At 61.2% G+C, this 26,064-nt stretch carries 16 protein-coding genes; 3 read left to right on the top strand and 13 right to left on the bottom strand.

Features of this window, described 5'->3' with window-relative positions; translation table 11 throughout:
• Window positions 1–267: 267 nt before the first annotated feature.
• The 10 genes from B5E60_RS02010 to B5E60_RS01960 all read right to left on the bottom strand — a co-directional run bounded on the left by B5E60_RS02010 (window position 268) and on the right by B5E60_RS01960 (window position 18,755).
• Window positions 268–2,532, bottom strand: coding sequence for a S46 family peptidase (locus B5E60_RS02010; protein ID WP_087309210.1), 2,265 nt, complete (start codon window positions 2,530–2,532; stop codon window positions 268–270).
• 120 nt (window positions 2,533–2,652) lie between these two features.
• Window positions 2,653–4,629 (bottom strand): 4Fe-4S binding protein, encoded by a 1,977-nt coding sequence (locus B5E60_RS02005; protein WP_087309209.1) that lies wholly within the window; start codon window positions 4,627–4,629, stop codon window positions 2,653–2,655.
• Between the two features lie 50 nt (window positions 4,630–4,679).
• Window positions 4,680–6,227 (bottom strand): fimbrillin family protein, encoded by a 1,548-nt coding sequence (locus tag B5E60_RS02000; RefSeq protein WP_239403165.1) that lies wholly within the window; start codon window positions 6,225–6,227, stop codon window positions 4,680–4,682.
• A gap of 19 nt (window positions 6,228–6,246) precedes the next feature.
• Entirely contained in the window at window positions 6,247–7,743 is a 1,497-nt protein-coding gene (locus tag B5E60_RS01995; RefSeq protein WP_087309208.1) for a DUF6850 family outer membrane beta-barrel protein, read from the bottom strand.
• Entirely contained in the window at window positions 7,740–8,969 is a 1,230-nt protein-coding gene (locus B5E60_RS01990; protein ID WP_087309207.1) for a DUF4876 domain-containing protein, read from the bottom strand. Before B5E60_RS01990 ends, B5E60_RS01995 begins: the two co-directional genes overlap by 4 nt.
• Before the next feature lie 5 nt (window positions 8,970–8,974).
• Entirely contained in the window at window positions 8,975–11,677 is a 2,703-nt protein-coding gene (locus B5E60_RS01985; RefSeq protein ID WP_239403163.1) for a TonB-dependent receptor, read from the bottom strand.
• Between the two features lie 426 nt (window positions 11,678–12,103).
• Entirely contained in the window at window positions 12,104–13,210 is a 1,107-nt protein-coding gene (gene ald, locus B5E60_RS01980) for an alanine dehydrogenase (protein ID WP_087309206.1), read from the bottom strand.
• Between the two features lie 88 nt (window positions 13,211–13,298).
• On the bottom strand, window positions 13,299–15,737 hold the full coding sequence (locus B5E60_RS01975) for a TonB-dependent receptor (RefSeq protein ID WP_087309205.1): 2,439 nt from the start codon (window positions 15,735–15,737) through the stop codon (window positions 13,299–13,301).
• Window positions 15,738–15,820: 83 nt separating this feature from the next.
• Window positions 15,821–16,897, bottom strand: coding sequence for a porin (locus B5E60_RS01970; protein WP_143260629.1), 1,077 nt, complete (start codon window positions 16,895–16,897; stop codon window positions 15,821–15,823).
• Window positions 16,898–17,303: 406 nt separating this feature from the next.
• Window positions 17,304–18,755 carry an aminoacyl-histidine dipeptidase gene (locus B5E60_RS01960; RefSeq protein ID WP_087309203.1) on the bottom strand — a complete coding sequence of 484 codons (1,452 nt, stop codon included), beginning with the start codon at window positions 18,753–18,755 and terminating at the stop codon, window positions 17,304–17,306.
• 64 nt (window positions 18,756–18,819) lie between these two features.
• Between B5E60_RS01960 and ispF the strand changes: the two genes are divergently transcribed.
• Window positions 18,820–19,302, top strand: a complete 483-nt coding sequence (ispF, locus tag B5E60_RS01955; protein ID WP_087309202.1) for a 2-C-methyl-D-erythritol 2,4-cyclodiphosphate synthase — start codon at window positions 18,820–18,822, stop codon at window positions 19,300–19,302.
• 287 nt (window positions 19,303–19,589) lie between these two features.
• Here the strand turns inward: ispF and B5E60_RS01950 are convergent, their stop codons facing one another.
• From B5E60_RS01950 to B5E60_RS01940, 3 genes are all read right to left on the bottom strand, one after another.
• Window positions 19,590–20,132, bottom strand: coding sequence for a DUF4251 domain-containing protein (locus B5E60_RS01950; RefSeq protein ID WP_087309310.1), 543 nt, complete (start codon window positions 20,130–20,132; stop codon window positions 19,590–19,592).
• Between the two features lie 128 nt (window positions 20,133–20,260).
• Window positions 20,261–23,077 (bottom strand): excinuclease ABC subunit UvrA, encoded by a 2,817-nt coding sequence (gene uvrA, locus B5E60_RS01945; protein ID WP_087309201.1) that lies wholly within the window; start codon window positions 23,075–23,077, stop codon window positions 20,261–20,263.
• Between the two features lie 97 nt (window positions 23,078–23,174).
• The gene (locus tag B5E60_RS01940) at window positions 23,175–23,951 is read right to left on the bottom strand and encodes a nitrilase-related carbon-nitrogen hydrolase (protein ID WP_087309200.1); all 777 of its coding nucleotides are present in this window, start codon (window positions 23,949–23,951) and stop codon (window positions 23,175–23,177) included.
• Window positions 23,952–24,128: 177 nt separating this feature from the next.
• Between B5E60_RS01940 and B5E60_RS01935 the strand changes: the two genes are divergently transcribed.
• Window positions 24,129–24,989, top strand: coding sequence for a CvfB family protein (locus B5E60_RS01935; RefSeq protein WP_087309199.1), 861 nt, complete (start codon window positions 24,129–24,131; stop codon window positions 24,987–24,989).
• 13 nt (window positions 24,990–25,002) lie between these two features.
• Window positions 25,003–25,767: a class I SAM-dependent methyltransferase gene (locus B5E60_RS01930; RefSeq protein ID WP_087309198.1), complete on the top strand. Its 765-nt coding sequence runs from the start codon at window positions 25,003–25,005 to the stop codon at window positions 25,765–25,767.
• Window positions 25,768–26,064 lie beyond the last annotated feature (297 nt).

The raw sequence follows: 26,064 nt of genomic DNA, 5'->3' as shown, positions 1-26,064 counted from the left end.
CCACCGTTCTTCTATTTTTTCGCCCGTAGATTATAATCCGTAACCTAAAGACGCTTTTTTACGATTGTTTCAGCCAAGAACCGCCCTCCATCCTATCACTCAAGAATCGAAGCCCGTTCATAACGCGCTCGTTCTTTGGCAAATATAATCATTTTTTAAGATTTTCAAAAACAAATCCGCAAAATATCGATCCGTTACATCACCTCACGGACAAAAAAAACGGGACTGCGAATCCGCAGTCCCGTTAACATTCGGCTCCGGAATGGCCTACTTTTCAAACGTCAGCTCGTCGAGCAGCCACGTCGCTCCGGCATACTTCTCGATCACCCACATCACGTAGCGGATGTCGACGCAGACCGTCTTGGCCAGCTCCGGATGGAACCACACGTCGCCGGCCATCGACTCGCGGTTGCCGTCGAAGGCCAGACCCACCAGACGGCCCCGGGCATCGAGAACCGGACTGCCTGAATTGCCGCCCGTAATGTCGTGGTTGGTCAGGAAATCGACGTAGAGCGTCCCCTTCTCGCCCCAACGACCCCAGTCCCGGGCCGCCAGAAGCTGTCGCAGACGGTCGTCGACCCGGTATTCATACTGTCCGGGATTGTACTTCTCCATGTAGCCCGCCGTCGTCGAACGCGAATCGTAGTGCACTCCGTCCGAGGGCGAAACCGGGCCCACCGTGCCGTAGGTCAGACGCATCGTCGAGTTGGCGTTCGGGTACTGGAGGATCCCCTCCGAGTCCCGGAAATCGTAGAGCAGATCGGCATAGATCGACTCGAGGCGCATCACGTAGTTGCCCCCCAGCATCCGACCCATGCCTTTGCCCTTGCCACGACCCTCGCCGGGGCCCTTGCCACGACCCTCGCCCCGGAAGGCGCCGTAGCCGCAGCAGGCTTCGCGCTCGGCCCGGTCGACACAGTGGGTGAAGGTCTGCACCGGAACCGATTCGGTCAGTGCGACCAGCGGATCCCGCTGGATTTCGGCAACCGAACGGTCGCAGGCAAAGTAGGCGTCAAAGCGGTCGGCCGACGAGCAGAACGATGCATCGAAAGCTGCACGCGCCATGCGGTCGGCATCGCCGCCCGCCGCATCGTACTGCCGGCAGAGCGCTTCTCCCCACATCTCGCGCGGAACACTTGCCGTAAAGTTCACCGCCATGCGGGCGAACAAATCGCGATCCGTCGCCGGATCGTAGTTCTTGCGCAGGCGGAAGCCCGCACGCAGTACGCCGGCCACGTCCTCGTCCGAACGACGCAGCGAATCGCGGTGCGTACGCTCAAGTTTGCCCAGGTAGGAGGCTACCCGATTGGCCGTCAACAGCGCCTCGCTCGGACCCAGCCATGCCTCGCGGAAGTAGTTCAGCGCCACCTCGGCGTCGCGGCGCTTCGCGTAGCCCGCCGAAAGGTACTCCAGCAGATCGCCATATTGCGCCCGCCGCGCCGAATCGGCGTCGATCCACGTCTGAAGGCGCTCCTCTTCGGCTCGGCGGATCGACGACACGCCGAACCGTTGCAGGCAGCGGGTCTCCCACTTGGCGTAGTCGGCGTAGTTGCTCAGCGAGAAGAAGGCATCGGAATAGGCCATCCGAACCAGCGGATCCCGCTCCATGTGGCGCCGGATGATGTCCATGCGCTCCTGGCGGTTCTGGACCACCACCGGATTCTTGACGTACTGCTTCTCATCAATGGCATACGACGAGGCGTAGCGGTTCGTGCGGCCCGGGAAGCCCAGGATCATCTGGAAATCGCCGTCGTGGACTCCCCCCGTCGCAATCCGCAGCACCGTGCGCGGTTTGAGAGGAACGTTCTCCGCTGCGTACTCCGCCGGACGGCCGTCCGGAGCCGTATAGACCCGGTAGAGGGCGAAATCTCCCTTGTGCTGCGGCCAGCCCCAGTTGTCGTAGTCGCCGCCGAAGGCTCCGATCGAAACCGGAGGCGCACCAACCAGACGCACGTCACGGTAAACCTCGTAGTAGAACATCTGGTAGAGTTTGCCGCCCCACATCGACATGCACGAAACTTCAAGGTCGGTCGTCGCGGCGTACTTCTTCTCGATCTCCGAGTAGACCCGACGCATCGACATCGGACCCCATTTCCCTTCGTTTCGGAGGCGCGTCTTGATCGCCTCGACCTCCGCCGTCACATCCTCGATCCGACGCAGAAACGACACCGTCTTGCCCGGTACGGGGATCTCCTCCCCGCGCGTCCGCGCCCAGAAGCCCGTCTCCAGGTAGTTGTGCTCCTCGGTCGAAAGAGCGCAGATGTCACTGTAGGCCACGTGGTGGTTCGTGATCATCAGCCCCTCGTCCGAAATCATGCTTCCGGTACCCATGCCTCCGTCAACGGCAACCACCGCATCCGACAATGCCGGAGTCTGCTCGTCGTAGATGGCCGAAGCCTTCAGCTTCAGACCCTCGGCTCGCATCCGGGGGTAGATCTTCCCCAGATCGGTCATCAGCCACATCCCTTCGTCGGCCCGTACCGACTGAAGGATCGTCAACAGCGCCAGGGCGCCCGTAATCCATCTCTTCATGTTGTCTCTTTTTCGCTTGTTGTCTGCTTTCTCCTCATCGCAGAAGCGACACACGCCCCTTGATGCCCCCATCGGGCCCGGGTGTGTGTCGCTTTGCTGCGGTTTACCGGTATCGGAACACTACTTCGTAGCTGCCGCGGCGGCCGGTTCCTCGACCGTGTGGCCCTCAACCGTGAACTTCAGCCGCGGTGCCGACTCCTGGAACGTGCCGTCGGCCATGCGAAGCGTCCACTTCTCGGCCTGGAAAATCTCCTTCCAGATCCGCGCATCGTCCCACATCGACTTCACGTAGTGCAGTCGCATCACCGGTACGGTGTCGCGAAGCACGAAGTCCAGCGACGTGATGCCATCCTGGCACGACAGAAAACTCTTGAAATAGGGGAACGTACGGCGGATAAGCGGCTTCTCGATGCTCGGGAACTCCATCTCGTAGACCGCCTTCGGGAAGGCCGCGTCGTCGCCCCACTTCTCCTGGTTGGCCACGAAGCGTCCGTTCATCTCCTCGATCTCGCGGAACATCACCTGGGCAAACTCCTCGCGCGAAACCTCTCCCGCCCACTCGAAGCTCTTCAGCACCGTGTGCATCGGGATCGTCTTCTCACCCTCCTTCATCGGAATGATCAGCTCCCGGGCATCGATTGCCTCGGCCATCTGCTTCTCGGTAATCGTCACCGACGGATCCGTATAGACCGTCACCGCTACCGGGCAGGCAAACTCCGACGTGAAGCCGTAGATACCCTCGATCTTCTGGAGCACCATGCCGAAATAGACCATGTCCATCCGGTCGTGGAGCCCCTCAACACCCAACTGCAGCACCCGCAGCGTCGGCACGTCGGCCGTCGGCATGGCATACTTGCGCATCGTCGGCGTAAAGATCGCCTCCTGGATCTTCACCGTATCGGTCTTCGCCGGGTCATAGAGAATCTCGACGCCGTGGTGACGGACATACGTCTTCACGCCATAGACGCCCGGCACCGTCTGCATCTTGGCCGAGAAGGCCTTCGACGAGCCGTAGCACTTCACCGTCTGCAGCCCCTGCATCTCGTAGGTCGTCAGGTTCTCGACCTTCTCATAGTCACCCCACTTCTCGTCGATGGTCGGAAGCTCCAGCGTGTTGCCCAGCCACAGCGCTATGGCAAACAGTACCACCGTCAGAATACCCGGCACCCAGCGCAGCGACCGCCGCCCGTTGAACTGAAGCGCATCCTGCGAACACGACGAAATGCACTGTCCGCACATCGTACAGTCGACATGCTTCACCTTCCCGAGATCCTGCACGCGGATCCCGTAGGGGCACTTCTTCGTGCAGAGTCCGCACCCGTTGCAGGCCTCCGCATCACGCACGACGTACATCAGCGGGAAGGTGCAGCTGCGCAGCTTGATCATCTCGATCAGGTAGGCCGCCAGGCACGTCGCACCGATGATCCACGGCCAGCTCCCCTCGACTCCCGTCAGTCCGAGGATCCACGCTACAACCGCGGCGGCCAGCAGCAGCCACGTGAACTTGAAGATGTTGCTCGCGGCGCCCAGCGGGCAGATGTACTTGCACCAGAACATCTTCACCACAAAACCGCCCAGCAGAAGCAGCACAAGGCTCGTGATGGACATCCAGAGGACGATCTCGCCCTTGAAGCCCGTGGCCACGGCGTAGTAGGGATCCAGCTGCTTGCAGAACAGCTCGCTCGACGAAAGCGTGTTGTAGAGAATCGTGAACAGCAGCACGTATTTCACGACGCGCAAGGCGCGGTCGGCAATGCTCCCCGGACGGATCTCAACCTGTACGTGCAGCTTCTTGCCCACGCGGCCCATCGCTTCACCCACGGTGCCTACCGGGCAGAGGTAGCCGCAGAAGAGTTTCGAGAAGAGGATCACCCCGACGGCCAGCACCAGCCCCATCATGATCTGAAGCATCGACATCGAGCAGGCCAGCGAATTGTTGACCACATAGGTGCCGAAGGCCTGCAGTCCGCCGAACGGACAATACTTCTCCACGTCAACCGCCTTGTCGGCAAACGTGCTCCAAAGCACCGTGACCACAATGGCGGCCAGAACGCCCCATTGCAGCACGTGTTTCAGGTAATTGGGTTTTCTTTTCATGAATCGTTAATAGTGTTGTGTGTGTTGTCTTTGCCTGTTCAGCCCCGGCGCTACTCCGCATCCTTGATGCAACGGACCGGATAGGCAGAATAAGCACTCTGATTAGCTATGGTCAAACGATTGTAACTCTTATTATAGGTAATCATCCCTATACGGTACATAATGTTTTTGATGCCGCTCGAAGGATTGTCCGTTTCATTGTAGGTAATACTAAATGAAGTAGAACTGGGATAGCAACCCATGCCGAATACCTCCGGATTGACTGCGCTGGCACTGCCATTATATTTGCCCTCTGCGCTCACTCCGTTCCGGAAGATGTATCCAGTTCCAGATATATTGAAACCATCCTCATTCAACTTTACAATCGACGCACCTTTTTCCTGTGCATCATAATAGGGAGACGAGGTCTCCGTAAACGCCGTCCATTCGGCCGCGGTCGGGATATGCCAGCCGTCCGGGCAGATACCCTGAACACCCTCCTGTTTGTCGTAATTATCTGCCGTAATACCATCCTTTCCAAGACCCAGCAGTATGGAATAACTGTACAGCAGGCCGGTTGTCTCAACCAAATCCGGATTAGCCACCAGATCGGCATCCGAGTCGGTCGGCAGACCGCAGGGATACCACAGACCGCTGCCATCGGCCGGATCACTCGACGGAGTCATTCCATTCGGAATATAGCGCAGGTTCTCGGCCATCCATGTCCGGCCGTCCTTCAGCGTCACGATCTTGTACTTCACACCGCCCCACTCGACCGTGGCTGCTTCGCTCGTACCCTGACCCTCGGTCGGAATCTCTTCGGCATCCTCCCAGCCCTCGATCGGGCCATCCATCACAATCTCCATGTTGGTCGGCTTGACACGGACCGTCACCGGGTAGCTCTTGCCGCCCTCAAGTTCCGTCTCGCTGTAGCTCTGCGAGCGCGTGCCCTCGGCCGTCGTCACCGTTACGCTGAACTTCGCCGACTGCGGAACTACCAATGCGTAGTACTTCGAATTGGCCGTCACCTCACGCGCCGTAATGTCCTGCGTCGCAGCATCCGACTTGACCGTCACCGTATTGGCCGCGGCGTCGATCACGGCCGTGCCGATCGTCCCCGTCACCACAAGCTGCGTCACCGGGAAGTCCGTCTCGTTGTCGATCGTGAAGACCAGACGCGACATCTTGTGGCGGAAGGTCATCCCCACGGCATTCTTCGTCGGGTAGACGCCCGTCTTCAGGGCCGTCATCAGGTCCGAAGCACCGTAGCCGTCACCTCCCTGGTCGGCCTTCACCGTAAACTCCGAAGGTGCCGGATCCGAATAGGGATAGTAGGCAAATAACGTCGCCGGGGCATTCACATCTTCGTACCACAGCAGACTCTCCTCGCCCGCAAAGCGGCTGTCACTGCCGTAGACAAACTTGCGGTTGGCCACGTAGGCCTCCGCTGCCGTCGTCACCGTTACGCCAATCGCATCCCCCGTCTCGAAATCCACCTCCGTGGCTCGCGTGATCGTCGGATCGATCGTCAACTGCATCGGACCCGAAGGCCCGCTCTCCTCCTTCGAACAGGCCACCACCATCGCAGCAGCCACTGCCATCGTCAGAATCCTTTTCATAAGCGTCCGTTTTTATCGGTTAAAAATTATATCCTACGCCCAGTGTCGCCCGAACCCGGTTGGGTTGCGACACGTAATGCACGTCAAATCCATGCTCGTAGCGCGCCGACAGGTCGATATAGAACCGCCGGATGTTGCGCCGCACGCCCGCTCCGGCCCCAACCCGCGGCATCGTCCAGTATTCGTTCTCGCAGTTATAGAAGTCGGTCAGCTGCATCGGGTATTCACCCGGCCGGGCCGGCGACTCGCCCAGTTCCTCCCGTTCGCTGAAACCGCCCCGCCGGAAATCAGCCGCAAGGGTCAGCTCCCACGCCCCGAAGCGGTAAAGCCACGTACTCCAGACCATCGTCCACTGCAGCCGCTGACCCCGCGTCTGCGGGTACATCAGCGTCGACTCGCGGTTCAGATCCGTATGGCTTATACCCACACGCCAGTCCATGCGTGTCGTCGTCCATTCGTATTCGGCGCTCAGGTCGAGCCGCTTGCGTCCGAAAATCGGCGTCGAGCCGTGCAGGTGAGGGGTCGAAACGCCGTTGACCGACTCGTAGGTGAGGATGTTCTCGCGGTTGGCAAGCGACTCCCACTCCATACCGAGTCGTACGTAGTGGAGGTCGGACGCCTCGCCGAGGGTCAGCACACCGTTTGCCGTCACCAGATCGGCATCGTATTCGTGCCAGATCGCACCGCCCTCGCCCGTGCGCCCCTGCCGGTTGCGGTAGGCCGCATCCACGTAGAGAGGACCGTACTGAAGCTGGAGCCCCGCACCCTGGGTCGTCTCGCGGATCGGGAAGCCCGTCACACCCGACGTCGTCAGGTGAAGGTCGTTGCTCTCCCACAACTGCAGCGTTCCGTAGCGAAGTCCCCGGTCAAAAAAGGCCTGGTACGATTCCGGCGTTGAGCCGATCTCCTCGGCCTCGATCTTTTCGTTGTCGATCCCGACGATATAGGCCGCGCCCACGGCAAAACGTCCCGAACGATACATCACGCCCGGCGAAAACTCGAAGTCCAGACGCGTGTTCTTGTGGCGGAGGTCCTTGCGCTTGGCGTAGTTGCGCGCCTCGAACGAGACGTTCAGTCCCACCAGCCACCGCCGGGTCAGCTCGGCAGAAAGCCCCGCTCGGAAGTTATAGCTCTCACGAACCTTCCGTCCCGGCGTGAACTCCACGATATCAACCGGATAGTAGCCCGGGACGGTAAACATCGACCCGCACATGTTCCGGCCGTCGAAATAGTCGTAGTTGAAGCCGCCGGCAAACGAAATCCGGTTCAGGTGGCGGATCGACTCCGTACGCACCCCGGCGTTCCAGCTGTTGTCCGACGACGAAGGGTCCGTCAGCCCGCCGTTCTCCTTCGTGAAGTAGGCCTCCGCGTAGGAGTGGCTCACGCTGTCCTGACGAAGCCCCGCCGCGTTGACCGACCCGTTCCACGCATTGCGCCGGAAGGTCTCTTCAAAGCGATCCTGCGCCACGGCTCCCGTGGCGGCGATCAGAAGCAGTATGGTTACAATCCGTCTCATAAGCCCTCTCGCAGCGATTGTGTCTCCCGCTCATAGAAGTCGTTCGACGAGTTGTTCGTATCGTAATAGACGTCAAAACCGGCCGATGCAGTGGTCGTCTCGTTCAGCCGACGGTGAAGCGTATGCCCCTGCGACATGGCCGAAAACTCCACACCCGCAGCGTCGATGTCCGCCCGCAGACGCTTGGTGCGCGTCGCTCCCGTCTTGTCGATCACCTCAGCACCGTCGATGACCCAGTCCCACGGAATCTTCGTATAGAGCAGCGATCCGTCCTGCGTCTCCGAATCCTTCGACGCCAGATACGACGTCAGATCATACCCCTCCGGGGCCCGGAAGATGATGATCGCCGGCGAATTGTTCGATATCACATAGGCGCTGCTCTTGCCCGTCTTCTTGAGCATCTTCAGGTAGTGCGCCTCGTCGATCTGGTCGCCCGGAGCCGGCGTCGGGTAGGTCGTCGTTCCCGGATAGTTCAGCAGATCGTAGAGGACGAAATAGCCCTTGCGGTTCAGATTCACCGACATCGAGTAGGTCTGCGTGTGGTCCACGCCGTGGTAGGCGATCACCGCATCATCGCCCGGTGCCAGCGGATAATCCTCCCCGCTGCCCGGAAACTGCCAGACGCAGTCCGGAACCGGAGCGAAATCCTGGAAAACCAGATTGCCCGTCGCATCGGTCGTCGTCCACGGGTTGTTCGTCGCCGACGAGTTATAGGGCGCTACGGTACTCAGACACAATCCATCGAGATATTGCGTCTCAAACGAATTGTTGTGCAGGATGATGTACTTGTCGTTGGTATAGCTTCCCGTCGAGGGGTAATCCTGCGGGCAGCCGCCCGAGTAGATCTCCTTGATGATGACCGTACCCGGCTTGGAGTACGACAGTGCAACGGTCAGGTTCTGGTCCCCGGACGAAAGATCCACCAGCTCCACCGAACCGTTGAAAACCGACTCTTCATCGGCAAGGTCCAGCACCGAAAGCTTGTAGTGGCCCGCCGAAACGCGGAAATCAACATCTCCCGCAGCATCGGTCAGCGCCGTATAGACATTGCCCGAATTGCGGTCGGAAAGAGTCACCGCAACGCCCTCGCGCAGGTAGTCCGCATACTCCTCCGGGTAGCTCACCGCCACATGCAGGCTGCGGACCGAACGCCCGTAGGGATCACTTCCGAACGACGTGCAGGCCGCCGAAAACATCACAAAACAGATAAGTGTCAGCTTCTTCATCGTCGTCAGAATTTGAGGCGTACCGTCAGGCCGTAGTAGAACGACGGGGTGAAGACCACCCGTACTCCCGTCGCATAGGAGCGCATGAACGGTCGCGAATTGGTGAAGTTATTGGCGTAGAACGAAATCGACACATGGTCGCCGATCTCCTTCGTTATGCTCAGATTGGCCGAAAAATAGGGGTCGTAGCCATCTTCGTTAAAGGCGTACGTGTTGGCCGAACGCAGCAGCAGCGACGCAAAATCGGGATTGTTCCGCTCGGCATCCGTAAAGGGATGCCGCTCGCCCGACTGGTCGATATAGGCAATCGGCCAGATGGCCGTATAGCTGTTGCCGTCGTAGATGCTCCCGCCCGTCGGATTGCGGTTCTCGTCGACGTTGAAGGCGTACTCCTTGCCGTTATACTCCGAAAGGTGCTGCGAACGCTTAAGAAGCGACGCCTCCAGCCGCAGCGAGATAATCATCCGGATCGACGGCAGGTGCGTCGTCGCCGTCAGGTTCGCATCCAGTGAGTGGGTCTTCGTGCCGTTGTAGGTGATCGTCGAGTTGCTCCCGTTGTCGGCGTAGATGCCCACGTAGGGGTAGAAGTTTCCGCCCGTCGTGACACTCGGATAGTACCACGCCTCACCCGTATTGATGTACTTCGTATAGCCATAGGCTCCGTCGAGCCGAAGCTGCGTCCGCAGGGGCCGGATCTCCGGAAAGTCGAAGACAAACTCCAGTCCCATGCGGTCGACCGGCGATCCGTTGCTCTGGTAGGTGTTCCGAACAAAGGTCTGCTTGTCGCTCCCCGTCATCAGGATCCATCCCTGCGACAGGTTGTCCGCATCGCGGATAAACATCTCGCCCGTCTGGCTGTCCACCTTGAAGAGCGGATGGGTCGGCATCGTGAAGGGTTCGCCGTCCGGTGTGGTCGTCGGCAGCGAACTCAGCCGGTAGGTATAGGGTTCGTACTCGTTCTTGAGCTCAAAGGGGTATTTCGTGCGGTTGAAGTAGCCAACCAGCGAAATCGACGTCCCGCCGATGCGCAGATCGACTCCCACCTCCGAATTGCGGTTCCGCTGCCAACGCAGGTCGGGATTGTACATGATCTCATAGGGCCGCGTGTGGAAAACGTAGAGGCTCTGGCCGCCGTACGAAACGCCGTAGACCTGACGGTCGAGATAGTTCGGGTCCGGGTAGAGAATCTTGAACGACGGCAGTTTGTCGGTCAGGCCCCACCCGCCGCGGATCGTCAGCCAGTCCGTAATGCGGTACTTCAGGTTCAGTCGCGGAGAGAGGCTCTGCGTCTTGTCATAGCGCGTCCCCTTGATGAAGGTCTTCTCCGCACGCAGTCCCGCCATCAGCTGCACCGATCCGCCGCCCACGGGCAGTGTCAGCGTCTCCTCAAGGTAGGCCGCCAGATTGTGCATGTACGGAATGTCGGTATAGGGCCGAGGACGGTAGCCGTTCGGCGCCAGCGTCGGATCCTCGTAGTAGGCCCCCTGGCCCACGTTGCCGTCGGCTCGCCACGATACGCCCACCTTGGCATTGCTGTGAATGTCGCCCCAACTGCGGATCCACGTCGCCTTGAGATTGGCCGCATAGTCCAGCTCCTTCGAATCGACACACTGCGTCGTATAGTAGGTCGACGGAAGCAGATCCGCTACAAAGTAACCCTCGTCCGTCGCGTGGACCGCCGGACTCATCGTCGAACTCGTATTATAGGTATGGATCCGCGTAAGATTGTCCGCATAGTTGATCGAGGCGTCGAAATCCACACTCGTGATCGCCTTGCGGTTGAGCAGCCACTTGAGCGACGTATTGGCCCGCAGGGCATTGTCTCGGTCCTTCTCCCACTCGCCGGCCTGCACGTCGGGATCATCCTCCGAGTTCATGCCGCCCACGTTGGCCGAAACCCCGAAATCAAAGCGCAACACCTTCGCAAAGGTATTCTGGTAGTTGAGCGAAAGCCCCGTGCGCGAATAGGAGGTATAGGGCGAGGTCGGATTCTTCGTCGCCCGCGTATACTCGATGTTCGAATTCAGCACTCCGCGGTCGTCGCCCAGATCAAAACCCTTCGAGGCGGCAATCTGCTTGGTCCGCGGATTGGTCGAGAGAACCAGCATGTAGGGCGTGCGACCCTTGCGCGTCGAGATCTTCACCATACCCGACGAAATATCCCCGTACTCGGCCGACGGAACGCCCGTGATCACCTCGACCGATTCGATCGACGTCGAGGAGATGTTGCGTGTACTGACGCCCGTCAGGTCCCCCAGCGAAGCGTTGGTCGACAGGCGTACGCCATCCACCTCCACGGCCGTTCCGAACGAGGCATTGCCCGCCGTCGACCCGCCGTCGCGCAGCGAAAAAGTGTTGTTCTCCATCAGGTCCGGATTCACCGTCTTGCCGCCAGGAAGCAGCGTCGAGATGTCCGACACGTTGACCATCTGCAGGTGGTTGATGGCATTCCCCTCGATCGTACGCGAGGTCGCCATGGCGTTAGTCGCCTCACGCGCCGTAACCACCACACTCTCCAGCTTGAGGTTGTCCTCCGGGGCGTAGAGGCACAACGAATCCAGGTCGCGGTGAACCTCAACCTCCGTAAGCGTCGTCACGTAGCCCAGGCACGAGACCGAAAAGAGCACCTTGCCCGCCGGTACGTTCTTCACCGAAAAGTTTCCCTCGTTGTCCGCTACGGCCCACAAACCCGCCTTCGGAAGCTCCACGACGGCCAGCCCGATCGGGGTCGGTTTCTTTCCCCCCCCCCTTGACCAGTACGCGTCCCGACACGTTGTATTGCTGTGCAATTAAGGCAGTCGGTAATGCCCAAAACAATACCAACAGGAGTAGATATCGTCTCATAATAGCCTAACTAACGCTACAAATATATAAAAAAAAGCGCATGATATGCTTTTTATTGACTCTTTTTTCGGATATACAGACCCTTTCTTAAATTTATTAAATAAAACAAAGACGGCATAACGGACAGATATTCCATCAGATAGAATATTTCCCAAAGGACGATCGGAACGGATACGCCAATCGGGGAAATACGCAAAAAAATAAGGAGGTCCTGAGTCTTTGGAGGCCATGAACCTTGGGGGCCATGGGGCTCAAAGACTCAGGACCTCAGACATTCCGTTTTCTCGGATTCAGAGGCTCAGAGGCTCGCAGGGAAGCCCCCAGGCCTCGGCTACCGGCCGGTAGACCACCTTGCCCGAAACCACGTTCAGCCCCAGCGCCAGCTCCGCATTCTCACGCGCGGCCCGCTGCCAGCCCTTGTCGGCCAATTGCAGCACGTAGGGAAGCGTTGCGTTGGTCAGCGCCAGCGTCGAGGTCCGCGGCACGGCCCCCGGAATATTCGCCACGCAATAGTGCAGAATACCGTCCACGTAGTAGACCGGATCCTCGTGCGTCGTCGGGCGCGACGTCTCGAAGCACCCTCCCTGGTCAATCGCAACGTCCACCATCACCGTTCCCGGCTCCATCAGTTTCAACATGTCGCGCGTCACGAGTTTCGGTGCCTTCGCCCCGGGAATCAAAACCGAACCGATCACCAGATCGGCATGACGCAGTTCCTCGCGGATGTTATACTCCGACGACATGAGCGTCTTGACGTTCTTCGGCATCACGTCGGCCAGATAGGTCAGGCGCTGCAGCGAAATGTCGCAGATCGTCACGTCGGCTCCCGTGCCCGCCGCCGTACGCGCCGCAGCCGTCCCGACAACACCCGCTCCGATCACGAAGACCTTCGCCGGCTTCACGCCCGGAACACCTCCCAGCAGTACGCCCTTGCCTCCACGCGGCTTCTCCAGAAAATAACACCCCTCCTGTGCCGCCATGCGCCCGGCAACCTCCGACATCGGAATCAGCAGCGGCAGCGACCGGTCCGCACGCTCGACCGTCTCATAGGCGCAGCACACGGCCCCGCTGTCGATCATCGCATGGGTCAGCGCCTCGCTGCTCGCAAAGTGAAAATAGGTGAAGACCAGCTGGTCGCGACGGATGAGTTTGTACTCCGGGGCAATCGGCTCCTTGACCTTCACGATCATCTCCGCCGTGGCGTAGACATCCTCGATCGTGGGCAGAAGCTCCGCCCCGACGGCCGTATAGGCCGAGTCGGCAAATCCGCTGTTCTCTCCGGCCGTAGCCTGCACATACACCTTGTGTCCCCGCTTGACGAGCTCCTGGGCGCCCGCCGGGGTCAGAGCAACGCGGTTCTCGTTGTTCTTGATCTCTTTTGGAATACCGACAATCATGGGTTTGAAGTTTTTAAGGTTTTCGCCTCTCAAAATACGAAATCGTCAGCTAATTCCCAAAAAAAATTCCGACAATATGACCGATCTCTCAGAATCGGCAGGAGACCGTCACATAGAACGACCGCGGCGGCACGTAGCTGTAACGCGTCGCCTGCGGCGTGTAGAAGGTCGCATCGCCGCTCCGGATCCGCCGCACGCGCAGCGATTCGTAACCGTTGTAGACCATATCGGAATCGCCCAGCAGATTGCGAAGCAGCAGCGCCACGGTCAGCCGCGAACGCTCGAACCAGAAGCTCCTGAAGAGCGATGCATCGAGCGTGAAGGCATCCGGCAGCCGCTCCTGGTGCGTGAAGGCAGCGAAGGCTTCCCGCGTGATGCCGCCCTGGCCGGCCAGCCGATCGGTACGCCGTAGCGCCATCGGCTCGACGTAGCGCTCCGCGGCATACCCCGCCGAGGCGTGGATTCCCCACCCCCGACGCCCGAACCACGAAAGTTCGGCCGAGGCGGTCACGGCGGGAGCCCCGCCCACCCGGCATCCGCCCATCCGGCTCGCCGAACCCCGGTCGACCGGCGTATTGTCCACGTCGGAGAGCACCTCAACACGCGGATCCCGGACATACCGATAACTCCCCGCCGAGGCCGCAAGCGTCAGCCGCCAACGATCCGACAGACGAATCTCCGCTGCCGTCTCGATACCCAGGCTCCGAATTCCGATCCCGGTGACGGCCAGGTCGCAATAGACGTAGGACATGTCGTCGTAATAGCGGAGAGTCTGCGAGCCGTCGAGCCGCAACAACGCAAAAAGCGACGTCTGAAGGTTGACGGTCGGACCCGTCAGGCGGTAGGTCAACTCGGCGCCATATGTGCGCCCGGCCTTTGCATCGGTGAGCGTGCGGTTGTTGTAGAGCGGCTGGTAGAAGAGATCTTCGGCGTCGGGGATCTCCGCTGCGGCCAGCAGCGACAGCTCGACGTAGTGGCGCGGCGTGAAGGACCAACCGCCCGAGAATTTCAGCCGGTAGGGCGAAAAGCGCATGACCCGTGAGCGTCCGAAGGACTGGCTGCCCGGAAAGAGCTCCTTCTCGTAGTGGCCCCGGCGGCTGACGGCCCCGCTACCGACAGCCAGCAGCACCTCGCCCCGAAAGCGGTCCGAACGGTAGTCGGCCTGCAGATACACCTCGGCCGAGCGCGTGGTGAGCGAATAGTCATAGGCGAAGCGGTCACCCCGACGGATCTTCCGGTCGGGATGGCGCAGGTCGTTCTGAAGCAGCGTGCCGTAGGTGTCGTCGTCGACCAGAAACTGGTCGATATCCGTGAGGTAGTCCGCCTCGAGCAGATCGCGCATCTGCTTGTAGTTGCGGCGGTCGTCGAGTTGCAGCTGCGCCCCGTAGCGAAGCGTCAGGCGACGTTCGGCCTCCGTCGTGAAGCTGAGGTGAAGCGTCGCGTCCCAAAGCCGCTCGACTCGGTCCTCCAGCGCATAGACCGCCTCGCCGCCCGCCATGCGGTTCTCGCGGATCAGTTCGTCCCAGTCGATCTGCGTATAGCGGGGATCCCGCGTCAGCCACGCCTGCTCGGTGGCCCGGTCGCCCGTATAGCTCGGCAGGTAGCGGTAGTTGTCCGGCATCGGCGTGCGCGCGTCGTACCACCCCAGCATGCTGTAGCGGCTCTTGCCCGCCTCAACGCCCGCCGAGGCCGAAAGCCGCGTTGAAGCGGTGAGCTGCCGCTCCCACACGGCCGCGGCCAGCGGAAGCGTCTCGCGCCGGACCCGCGAATTGCGCACCCGGCCGTCCTGATAGCCCCAGGCGGGATTATAGAGCCGGTCGCCCGTCAGCTGAAAGGCCTCCTCCGAGGTCGTGAGGCGGGTGCCCCGCACGGAGGTCGGGACGATGCAGACGAGCGAAAGTTCGCCCTGCTTATCCCAGCGGCGCGTCAAGCACACTCCCGCGGTCAGGGCATTCGTGAAGACCCCCTCGACGTGCAGGTCCCGGCCCGTGCGGAAGTCCGCGGCGGCCGTCAGTTGCCAGCCGTGACCCAGGCGGCGGGTGGCCGCCACACGCGAACCGAAACGGTAGTTGCGGTCGGAGAAGCGCACCGAAACCAGATAGGGCTGGAGCGGTTCGCCGGCCGGAAAGTGGAGCTGCGTCGTGGAGACGGCGCCCCCGAAAGGGGCCGGTGAGCTCTGAAGTCCCGCAATACGCTGCTCCTCGGCGCCCAGCAGACGCATCAGCCCGAGATAACGATAGGAGATGTCGATTCCGGAAAACTGCGTCCGTTCCGACGCATAGCCGCACCCCCGACGGGCAAGGGCCACTCCCGGAAGCGTAAAATCGGTGGAGATGCCATAGAGATCCGCCGGACCCTGAATCGCCCGGTAGAAGAGTGTCGTATCGGTCTGGAGCCGAACAGGTCGCTCCTCCCGCCCGGCATAGGGATAATATGCATCGTCGGGATGCTGCTGGGCCGCGGACGTCATGGGGTATGACAACCCCACCATGACGATGGCCAGCAGAGAAAAATGCCCGTTCGACATATTCCGAAAAACTTTTTCATATACAAAGATAGCGAAATATGTCAATTGCGGAAATATTCTGCACGGTTTCTGCCGCCCCGGAATCAGAAGCGAACCATGAACTCCGCTACGAACTTGTCCTGCTCGGAGAGGTCCGGCTCAGCCGTCGGACGATAGAAGTAGGCCTCATAGTTGACGCGGATGTCGGCCCGGAAGGGAAGACCCAGGCTGAAGGTCAGACCGCCGGTCACCCGGTGGCGTTCGGGATCGTCGACAAGCAGCACGCCTCCCGCTCCGGCAATACCCGTGCTGTGGTCCGACATATAGTCGTAGCGCGCCAGCACCGAAATCTGGCGCAGCGCCCGGCTTCGCAGCGGAAAGTTCCGGCACACGAAGGCATCCACGACATTCACCCCGGGGAAGGCCTCCGATGCGTAGTTCTTGCGCAGGTACTCCCCCTCGATGTGCCACAGGCTATTCTCGTAGTAGGCGCCGATGTCGTACATGTGGATGTCGACCAGATCCGGGTGGGTCTTCTGGATGCTCAGCGAAAGGTTCACCCGCTCGGCAAAGCGGAAGCGCGCCTTGGCCGAATAGTTGAACGACCGCGTCCAGTAGTCCTTCTGATTGGTCAGCCCCGAGCCGTTGAAGAGCCCCCCTTCGAGCGTCACCGGAACCCGCCGGCCGAAGCTCCACGCCAGCGTCGCACCCACGTCACGCACGTTGCCCGCCTGTTTGGCAATGAACGAGCGGTTGGCAAAGTACTGTTCGTGGGGCGAGCGGTGGGCGTCGATCGTAAAGGGTACGCGCATCTGGCCGATCGTGAACCGCAGACGCCGCTGCAGCAGGTTCAACCGTGCGTAGGCATCCAGCATCTTGATCGAGCCCTCGTCCGAAAGGTCAATCTCCGCCTTGTAGTTCACCAGCGGAGTCACCTGGCCCGAAAGGCTGAAGCGCGCGTTGCGCACCTCGAAGCGGCTCTTCCCCAGGTCGGGCTGGTACTCGAATTTCGCCCGCACCGTTCCGTGGAGCTGCACCGTGAAGGTCGGCTCCTTGACCACCGAAGCCGGGGCCGATGCGGACAGAGCCGCAGGGGCCGCAGGGGCCGTGGCAGAAATCGCAGATGCCCGAGCAGTCGGAGTCGTCGGAACATCGGCGGTCGGGGAAACCGAAACGGGCATGGCGGCCGCAGAGAGGGTGGAGACGCCCGAAGGTGCGGGAACCGCAGAAGACGAAGACTCCGTACGCACCGAATCCGGCGCGGCAGGGCTCAGAACGGGAGTCGTGGCGGGGCCTGTGACGGGGCTTGCAGCGGGACCTGCAACGGGGTCTATGACAGGACTGGCAGCGAGACCTGCAACGGGGCTTGCGGCTTCGGCCGCAGGGATCAAAAGAAACGAAGCCAGAATCAGGGAGAGGATGGATCTCTTCATGGACGTTACTTGTTGTGTCGGCAAAGGTCTGAAACAGTTGTTGCAACACCGTAACACGGCGGTTAGATTTCCGTAACACGCCCCGCCGGAAACAAGCAGGCCCCGGTCCGATCGGCCGGGGTCCCGCATCGTATGGGAATTCACGCCGCCGGCGTCAGAGCGTCCGAAGCGTCTCGCAAAGCAGCTGCCAGAACTTCATGACCGTAGAGATCTCCAGCCGCTCGTCGGGCGAGTGGACACCCCGCAGCGTCGGACCGAACGACACCATCTCCAGATCGGGATACTTCTCCAGGAAGAGCCCGCACTCCAGTCCGGCGTGGATCGCACGAACCTTCGGATCCGTGGCGAAAAGACGCCGGTAGGCCTCCTCGGTCACCTTCAGCAGGTGCGACGTCGGATTCGGCGTCCAGCCCGGATAGCCGTCCGAATGGGCCACGTCGGCTCCCGCCAGCGCGAAGACCGACTCGACCATCTGCATCACGTAGGTCTTGGCACTCTCGACCGACGAGCGCTGCGACGAAGTCACCACGATGCGGTCGCGACCCTCGAACTTCACCGAAGCCAGGTTCGTCGACGTCTCCACCAGACCCGGAACCGCAAACGACATGGCTACCACGCCGTTCGGAACCCCAACCAGCGAGTAGACCAGTCCGAACTGCGTCCGCGCGTCGAGCACCTCCTCCACCTCGGGCATCTCGTTGAGCGTAATCTTGAAATTCGGCTCCCGGAAACGGAACTCCGCCTCGAGATCCGCCGCAAAGAGCCGGTAGCGTTTCTCGAAATCGCCCTTCAGACGCGTCGGAACTCCGAAGATGGCGTAAGCCTCACGCGGAATCGCATTGCGCAGGTTGCCGCCGCTGAAATAGCTCAGCCGCAGTTCGCACGACTGCATCCCGTCCCACAGCAGACGCGCCACCGTCTTGTTCGAATTGACACGCCCCTTGTCGATGTCGTCACCCGAGTGGCCGCCCAGCAGATCCGAGACATCCACGCGGAAGAACGAATAGTTCTTCGGGGCCGGCTCCATCGTACAGTGAAACGTGGCAATGGTGTCGATGCCGCCGGCGCAACCGATGAAAAGCTCGCCCTCGTCCTCCGAATCGAGGTTGATGAGGTATTTGCCCGTGAGCATCCCCTCGCCCAGCTCGAAGGCTCCGGTGAGGCCCGTCTCCTCGTCGACGGTGAACAGCGCCTCAAGCGGTCCGTGCTGCACCTCCGCGTCGAGCAGCACGGCCAGCGCCGCCGCCATGCCGATGCCGCAGTCGGCGCCCAGTGTCGTCCCTTCGGCCTTCACCCACTCGCCGTCGATGCGCGTGCGGATCGGGTCGTTCTCGAAGTCGAACTCCACGTCCGAATTCTTCTCGCACACCATATCCATGTGCGACTGAAGAATCACCGCCGGACGATCCTCATAGCCCGGCGTCGCCGGCTTGCGCATCACCACGTTGCCGATGGCATCCTTCTGATACTCGATCCCGTGTTCCCGGGCGAAACGAACCAGAAAATCGATGATCTTGCCCTCCTTCTTCGAAGGGCGCGGTACCTGGGTGATGGCGTCGAACTGCTCCCATACCAGGCGCGGTTCAAGGGTTGAGATTGCTGACATAGGTTTCTTGTATTTTTGCAAAGTTACACTTTTTTCCCTATTTTGGCAACCAAAATTGCACGTTATGACGGATTTCAGAATCGGACACGGATATGATGTCCATGCGCTGGCCGACGGGCTGCGCCTCGTTTTGGGAGGAGTGGAGATCCCTCACTCGAAGGGTTGCGTCGCCCATTCGGACGGCGATGTGGCCATTCACGCCCTGTGTGACGCCCTGCTCGGTGCCGCCGCCCTTGGTGACATCGGCCTCCATTTCCCCGACACGTCAGACGAGTTCCGAGGAATCGACTCCCGCCGGCTGCTGCGCCGCGTCGCGGAGATGGTCCGCGAAAAGGGCTATCAGATCGGAAATGTCGACTGCACCATCCGTATGCAGCGCCCCAAGCTGCGTCCCCATATCGACCGCATGCGCGAAACACTGGCCGCCGACATGGGCATCGACCCGGACCGCGTCTCGGTCAAAGCCACGACCACCGAACGGCTCGGATTCGAAGGACGCGAAGAGGGCGTCTCGGTCTCGGCCGTGGCACTCGTCTTCCGAAATTGAAGCACAAAAAAACGAATCGACGGAGCCCGTCGAATGGGTATACACCGAAACCGGCAAGACGCTGGCCGTCTCCTTCCCGAAGGCCGACGGCGACCGGAAAACCCATACCGTGGAGGAGCTCTCCGAATCGCAGCCGGTTCTCGTCCGGCACACCATGCAGCCGGAATACGGCTACGAATACTACAACCGGGAGACCTGCACGCGGATGCAGCTACACCCCGCACCGCAAAAAACGGACTGCAGGATGGCTGCAGTCCGTTTTTTGTACACCGGCAGCTCCTTCCGGATCAATAGAGCTGCGAGATCGTCCCCGAATACTGAACGGGATTGTACCACGGGTTGGTGATCGTCAGGTTGGCACCGCCCGTCTGCGAGAAGATCTCGAACGTAAACGTATAGGTCGAGGCCGTGAACAGCGACGTCGAGAAGGTTACCATCCACCCCTCGTGGGTCTGTTCGGTCGTGTAGCCCTGTACGCTGGGAACCGTACAGTTCAGAACCGTCGTGTAGTAGGGAGGAACGTACCCCTTTACGTACGGAAGGCAGATGTCCACCGTCCCGTCCCAGATCCCCACGTTGAAGGTCGGGTTCATGATCTGGCGAAGCGGCCCGGCCGGCTGGCGCTGCATGGTCTGCGGGTTGAACTGGAAGTTGCGCGACAGAATGATCGAATCCATCGTCTTCTGGTAGTTGGCCAGGCGCTCGGCCCGACGCTGCTCGCGCACCTCGCGCTGCTCCTGTTTCGGCGACAGAACCTTCTTCTGTCCAATCACGGTGACGGCCCCCGCACACAGCAGAAGGCCAAGGAGGATAATGGCTGTTTTTTTCATGGCACGATAAGGTTTGGTTTCGTCCATGAACGCAAAACCAATGCCGCAACCGCCCGCCCGATCGCCCCGCGGCCGTCCCCGCGGCAAAAAAAGCCCGGACGCCCATCATGGCGTCCGGGAGCGTTTCCTCAAAGGCCCATTCGCTTCAGGAACTGGCCCGTATAGCTGCGTTCGCACTGCGCCACCTCGTGCGGAGTCCCCTGGGCGACGATCTCACCGCCGCCTACCCCGCCCTCGGGCCCGATGTCGATCAGATGGTCGGCCACCTTCACCACGTCGAGGTTGTGCTCGATGACGATCACCGTATTGCCCCGGTCGACCAGCTTGTTCAGCACCTCCAGCAGCAGGCGGATATCCTCGAAATGGAGGCCCGTCGTCGGCTCGTCGAGAATGTAGAGCGTACGGCCCGTATCGCGCTTCGAAAGCTCGGCCGAGAGCTTGATCCGCTGGCTCTCACCCCCCGACAGCGTCGTGCACGGCTGCCCCAGCGTCAGATAACCGAGCCCCACCTCCTGGATCGCCTTGAGTTTCTGGTAGATCGACGGGATGTTCTCGAAGAACTCCACGGCCATGTTCACCGTCATGTTCAGCACGTCGTCGATATTTTTGCCCTTGTAGCGCACCTCGAGCGTCTCGCGGTTGTAGCGGTGGCCGCCGCACGCCTTGCAACGCACGTAGACGTCCGGCAGAAAGTTCATCTCGATGGTCTGCACACCGGCCCCCCGGCACTCCTCGCACCGTCCCCCCTTGACGTTGAACGAAAAGCGCCCCGCCTTGAAGCCCCGGATCTGGGCGTCGGGCGTCAGCTCGAACAGCTTGCGGATGTCCGCGAAGACGTTCGAATAGGTCGCCGGATTCGACCGCGGCGTGCGCCCGATGGGCGACTGGTCGACGACCACCAGTTTGTCGATGTGTTCGATCCCCTCGATCGAGTCGTACTCCAGCGGCTGGTCCAGCGACCGGTAGAGCGCCTTCGAGAGGATCGGACGCAGCGTCTCGTTCACCAGCGTCGACTTGCCCGAACCGCTCACTCCCGTCACGCAGATGAACTTGCCCAGCGGAAAGCTCACCGTCACGTTGCGCAGGTTGTTGCCCCGCGCCCCGCGGAGCGTGATCGACTCGCCCGTTCCCGGCCGCAGCGTCGAAGGAATTTCGATGCGGCGACGGCCCGTAAGGTAGTCGGCCGTGATGGTATTCGCGTGCAGGATGTCGTCGAACGTCCCCGCGGCCACGATGTAGCCGCCGCGGCGCCCCGCCTTCGGCCCCACGTCGACGATGAAATCCGCCGCGCGCATCATGTCCTCGTCGTGTTCGACGACGATCACCGAGTTGCCGGCGTCGCGCAGCTCCTCCAGGCTGCGGATCAGCCGCTGGTTGTCGCGCTGGTGGAGGCCGATCGAGGGCTCGTCGAGGATATAGAGCACGTTGACCAGTTTCGAGCCGATCTGCGTCGCCAGCCGGATGCGCTGGCTCTCGCCCCCCGACAGCGATCGCGACGAGCGTGCCAGCGACAGGTAGCCCAGCCCCACGTCCATCAGGAAGCGCAGCCGCTCGGAGATCTCCTTGACGATCTCCTGCGCAATGCGCCACTCCTTGTCGGTCATCGAGGCGCGGATGGTCGGCACCCACTCCGAAAATTCGGCAATCGACAGGGCCGAAACCTCGGCGATGTTCTTGCCCGCGATGCGGAACTGCAGCGCCTCCTTCTTCAGGCGCGTCCCCCCGCAGACCGAGCACTTGCGGTAGACGAGAAACTGGTCGCGCCACTTCTGCCCGCGTTTCGAGTCGTCATCCTCCGTGCGCCCGATATACTCGGCGACCCCCTCCCACGAGAGGAACTGCCGCCCGCCCGAGGAGCTGAACTCCGAAAGATCGACCGTCAAAGGTTCCGAATCGCCGTAGAGCACGGCGTTCAACGCCTCCTCCGAGAAGCTCTCGATCGGGTCATCGAGCGTAAAGTCGTAGCGGCGCCCCAGCATCTCGAGCGTCGCGAAGAGCATGTTGTTGCGGTATTTGCCCAGCGGCTCGACAGCCCCCTCGCGCAGCGACAGCCGACGGTCGGGGATGATCTTCCCCACGTCGAAGACCGCCTCCTCGCCCAGACCGTTGCAGTGGGGGCAGGCCCCCTTCGGCGAGTTGAACGAAAAGGTGTGCGGAGCCGGATCCTCGAAGGCGATGCCCGTCGTCGGGCACATCAGGTGGCGCGAATAGAAGCGCTGCTGCTCCGTCCCGTAGTCGTAGACGGCCATCGTCCCCTTGCCCTGCCGCATCGACTCCTTGAGCGACGACATCAGCCGCTCGCGCGAATCCTCGCTCACCACCAGCCGGTCGACAACCAGGTCGATCGTGTGGATCTTGTAGCGGTCGAGACGCATGCCGATCGAGATCTCGCGGATCTCACCGTCGATGCGGGCGTAGATATACCCTTTCCTGGCCAGCGATTCGAACAGCTCGCGGTAGTGGCCCTTGCGCCCCTTGACGATCGGCGCCATCAGCGCGATGCGCCGGCCCGAGAACCCCTTCAGGATCAGATCGGCGATCTGGTCGTCGGTATAGTGGACCATCTCCTCGCCCGTCACCGGCGAATAGGCCCGCGACGCCCGCGCGTAGAGCAGGCGCAGAAAGTCGTTGATCTCCGTCACGGTGCCCACCGTCGAACGCGGATTCCTGTTCGTCGTCTTCTGCTCGATGGCAACCACCGGGCTCAGACCCGTGATCTTGTCCACGTCCGGACGCTCCATCGTCCCCACGAACTGACGCGCATAGGTCGACAGCGTCTCCATGTAGCGCCGCTGTCCCTCGGCGTAGATCGTGTCGAATGCCAGCGACGACTTGCCCGAACCCGAAAGGCCCGTGATGACCACCAGCTTGTGGCGCGGAATCTCCAGATCCACGTTCTTCAGGTTGTGGACCCGCGCACCCTGTATCTTGATCGTTTCCTCCATAATGTGCGTATCGTAGCCCGGGAGGCACACAACCTCCCTCTCCTCCCCGCCCCTCGCGGCGCGGGGAATCGTGCAAAGATACGATATTTTCCGCGATTTATTGCTTCAAAACGAAGTCATCCGCGTCGCGCCACGTCGGGAAGCGCTCCCGGAAGCGGTTCTGCTCATCGAGCGAAAAGTGGACCGTGCGGCACGCCGCCCCACGTTCGGGAGCCTCGGCCCGAAAGCGCCCGTAGCAGTCGATGATGGCCGACGAGCCGGCGTAACGTCCCGACGAATCCTCGCCGCAGAAGTTCGTCCCCACGATCCAGGCCTGGTTCTCCAGCGCCCGCGCACAGAGCAGCGTCCGCCATACGTCGCGCCGCGACTCGGGCCACGCCGCACTGCACAGAATCACGTCGTAATCCCGCCGGCAGCGGCTCCACACCGGAAAGCGCAGGTCGTAGCAGACCAGCAGCAGAAAACGCAGCCCCCGGTATTCGACCACCGTGCGGCCGCTGCCCGGCGTGAAGTGCCCGGTCTCGCCCCCCGGACGGAAGAGGTGGCGCTTGTCGTACCAGGCGAGCTCTCCGCTCGGGCGGGCGAAGAAGAGGCGGTTGCGCAGCGTCGCGCCGTCACGCACGGCCACACTCCCCGCTACGGCCTTGCCGCTTTCGGCCGCCCACCCACGCAGCGCCGTGACAATCTCCCCGTCGGCGGGCTGCGCCACCGCGGTGGCATCCGGGCGGAAACCCGTGGCAAACATCTCGGGCAGCAGAACCAGATCGCCCGGGGCCCGGAGAACGGCTTCGCCGATGGTTTCGAGCGATTGCGCGGAAACGGTTGCCGCATCGAGCTGCAGCAGGGTCAGATCGAAAATTTCGTCGCTTTTCATAAAATGTTGCTGTTTTTGTCGCCTGGCTCCGGACCTGTGGCCCGGACTCTTGTAAAGGTAACCATTTTCGTCCGATTTTCCAACTCCCAACAGCCATTTTTCTCGCCTTGTTCCCACCGGAGTTTGCAAACCCACGAAATTAAACGTACTTTTGCACCGGACTATTTCCACCACGTTATGCTCAGAGCCGGATACATGCAAACCCTGACCGTCAGCCGCGTCTCGGACCACGGTCTCTATCTCGCCGACGAAGAGCAGCAGGAGGTCCTGCTGCCTAACCGCTACACCTCGCTCTCCGACAAGGTCGGCGACCAGAAGGAGGTATTCGTCTACCACGACTCCGAGGACCGGCTCGTCGCCACGACCGAAACCCCGCTGCTCAAGGTCGGCGAGGTCGGCTATCTGCGCGTCGTCGACAAAACCCCACACGGCGCATTCCTCGACTGGGGCCTCCACGGCAAGGACCTCTTCCTCCCGAACCGCAATCAGCAGGGCGGCGTGCTGGTCGGACACTCCTACGTCGTCTATCTCTACGAGGATGCCATCACCGGCCGCTGCGTGGCCACCGAAAAGTTCAAGGCCTGGGTCAACAACGACTCTATCACGGTCAAACCCCGCGACGAAGTCTCGCTGCTGGTCGCCTCCGAAAGCCCGATCGGATTCCGCGTCGTGGTCAACAACCGCCATTGGGGAATGATCTACCGAAACCAGATCTTCCGCCCCGTGGCCGTCGGTGACCGTCTCTCAGGTTATGTCAGCCGCATCACCGACGACAACCGCATCGACATCTCCCTCCAGCAGACCGGGTTCGCCCAGGTCAAGGACTCGGCCGAGGTGCTCCTGCGGCTGCTCCGCGAAAACGGCGGATTCCTTCCCCTGAACGACGACTCGTCGCCCGAAGCGGTCAAACACCTGACGCAAATGAGCAAGAAGGTCTTCAAACGCTCGCTCGGCATGCTCCTCAAACGCGGCGCCGTCGTCACCTCCGAGGAGGGCATGCGGCTGGTGGAGAAGCTCCCCGAGAAAGAGAAACATTAACCCCCCCCGAAAAATGGCTGCGATCAATACCGCCGAAAGGGTCTCGCGCGAAGCCTCGGACAACTTCGTCTTCCAACGTTCGCTGCTCGCCTACCACGCCGCCGCACAACGCATTGCGGGCGATGTGCTCGAGATCGGTACGGGCGCCGGTTACGGAATCGAGGTCGTCGCTCCCCATGCCCGGCGATTCGTCACCCTCGACAAGCACGTTCCGGCCCCCGAACTGCTGGCACGGCCCGACGTCGAGTTCCGGCAGGCCGTCGTCCCACCGCTGGAGTTTCCCGACGGGTCGTTCGACTGCGTCATCTCGTTCCAGGTCATCGAACACATCCGCGACGACCGGCGCTTCGTCGACGAAATCCACCGCGTACTGCGCCCCGGCGGCCGCTTGATCGTCACCACCCCCAATGCCCCGATGTCGCTCACGAGGAACCCCTGGCACGTGCGTGAATACTCCGCCGCAGAGCTCCGGCAGTTGCTCGGCAGCGTATTCAGCCAGGTCGAGGCGCTCGGCGTCTTCGGAAATGACCGCGTCGCGGAGTACTACGAAAAAAACCGCCGCGGCGTCGAACGTGTCACCCGTTTCGATGTGCTCGACCTCCAGCACCGGCTGCCCCGCTGGATGCTCCAGATCCCCTACGACCTGCTCAACCGCCTCAACCGACGCCGCCTCCTGCGCGAAAACAGCGATCTGACCGTCTCCATCCGCATGGACGACTACCGCATTGCGCCCGTGACCGACGGGTGTTACGACCTCTTCTTCGTCGCCGTAAAATAGGTGTGCAAAACGGTGCGGCCGGCCAGTGGGGAAGGGGCGCGGCTGCACTCCGCCAAGGCTGCTCCACGCCGCTCCACACGTCAGCCTGCACCGCTCAGCAAAAACAATCGGTCCCGAAACCTGATTTCGCCGAAAAATGGCCCTAAAAGCACCGCCAGGACCGTTTTCTGTCCACTTCGTACACACTGGCCTCAAGATTCTGCAATTTTTTTTGTTTTTCTCGTTTTTTTTATACTTTTGCAATTCAATCATCGGAAGGCAATCCTCCCGAAAGCGACCAAACTGCTGATTATTAAC

Origin of the sequence: Alistipes sp. An116 (assembly GCF_002161005.1) — a bacterium.
Taxonomy (GTDB): domain Bacteria; phylum Bacteroidota; class Bacteroidia; order Bacteroidales; family Rikenellaceae; genus Alistipes; species Alistipes megaguti.
Note: the sequence above shows the minus strand (reverse complement) of the source record. Positions and strands in the feature narration are given on the sequence as shown.

Excerpts from the sequence above, each read along its gene's own strand:
- B5E60_RS01990 (WP_087309207.1), bottom strand. The coding sequence starts at position 8,969 with ATGAAGAAGCTGACACTTATCTGTTTTGTGATGTTTTCGGCGGCCTGC.
- B5E60_RS02010 (WP_087309210.1), bottom strand. The coding sequence starts at position 2,532 with ATGAAGAGATGGATTACGGGCGCCCTGGCGCTGTTGACGATCCTTCAG.
- B5E60_RS01995 (WP_087309208.1), bottom strand. The coding sequence starts at position 7,743 with ATGAGACGGATTGTAACCATACTGCTTCTGATCGCCGCCACGGGAGCC.
- B5E60_RS02000 (WP_239403165.1), bottom strand. The coding sequence starts at position 6,227 with ATGAAAAGGATTCTGACGATGGCAGTGGCTGCTGCGATGGTGGTGGCC.
- ald (WP_087309206.1), bottom strand. The coding sequence starts at position 13,210 with ATGATTGTCGGTATTCCAAAAGAGATCAAGAACAACGAGAACCGCGTT.
- B5E60_RS01950 (WP_087309310.1), bottom strand. The coding sequence starts at position 20,132 with ATGAAAAAAACAGCCATTATCCTCCTTGGCCTTCTGCTGTGTGCGGGG.
- B5E60_RS01940 (WP_087309200.1), bottom strand. The coding sequence starts at position 23,951 with ATGAAAAGCGACGAAATTTTCGATCTGACCCTGCTGCAGCTCGATGCG.
- B5E60_RS01935 (WP_087309199.1), top strand. The coding sequence starts at position 24,129 with ATGCTCAGAGCCGGATACATGCAAACCCTGACCGTCAGCCGCGTCTCG.
- B5E60_RS01960 (WP_087309203.1), bottom strand. The coding sequence starts at position 18,755 with ATGTCAGCAATCTCAACCCTTGAACCGCGCCTGGTATGGGAGCAGTTC.
- B5E60_RS01970 (WP_143260629.1), bottom strand. The coding sequence starts at position 16,897 with ATGCCCGTTTCGGTTTCCCCGACCGCCGATGTTCCGACGACTCCGACT.
- B5E60_RS01975 (WP_087309205.1), bottom strand. The coding sequence starts at position 15,737 with ATGTCGAACGGGCATTTTTCTCTGCTGGCCATCGTCATGGTGGGGTTG.
- uvrA (WP_087309201.1), bottom strand. The coding sequence starts at position 23,077 with ATGGAGGAAACGATCAAGATACAGGGTGCGCGGGTCCACAACCTGAAG.
- B5E60_RS02005 (WP_087309209.1), bottom strand. The coding sequence starts at position 4,629 with ATGAAAAGAAAACCCAATTACCTGAAACACGTGCTGCAATGGGGCGTT.
- B5E60_RS01930 (WP_087309198.1), top strand. The coding sequence starts at position 25,003 with ATGGCTGCGATCAATACCGCCGAAAGGGTCTCGCGCGAAGCCTCGGAC.
- ispF (WP_087309202.1), top strand. The coding sequence starts at position 18,820 with ATGACGGATTTCAGAATCGGACACGGATATGATGTCCATGCGCTGGCC.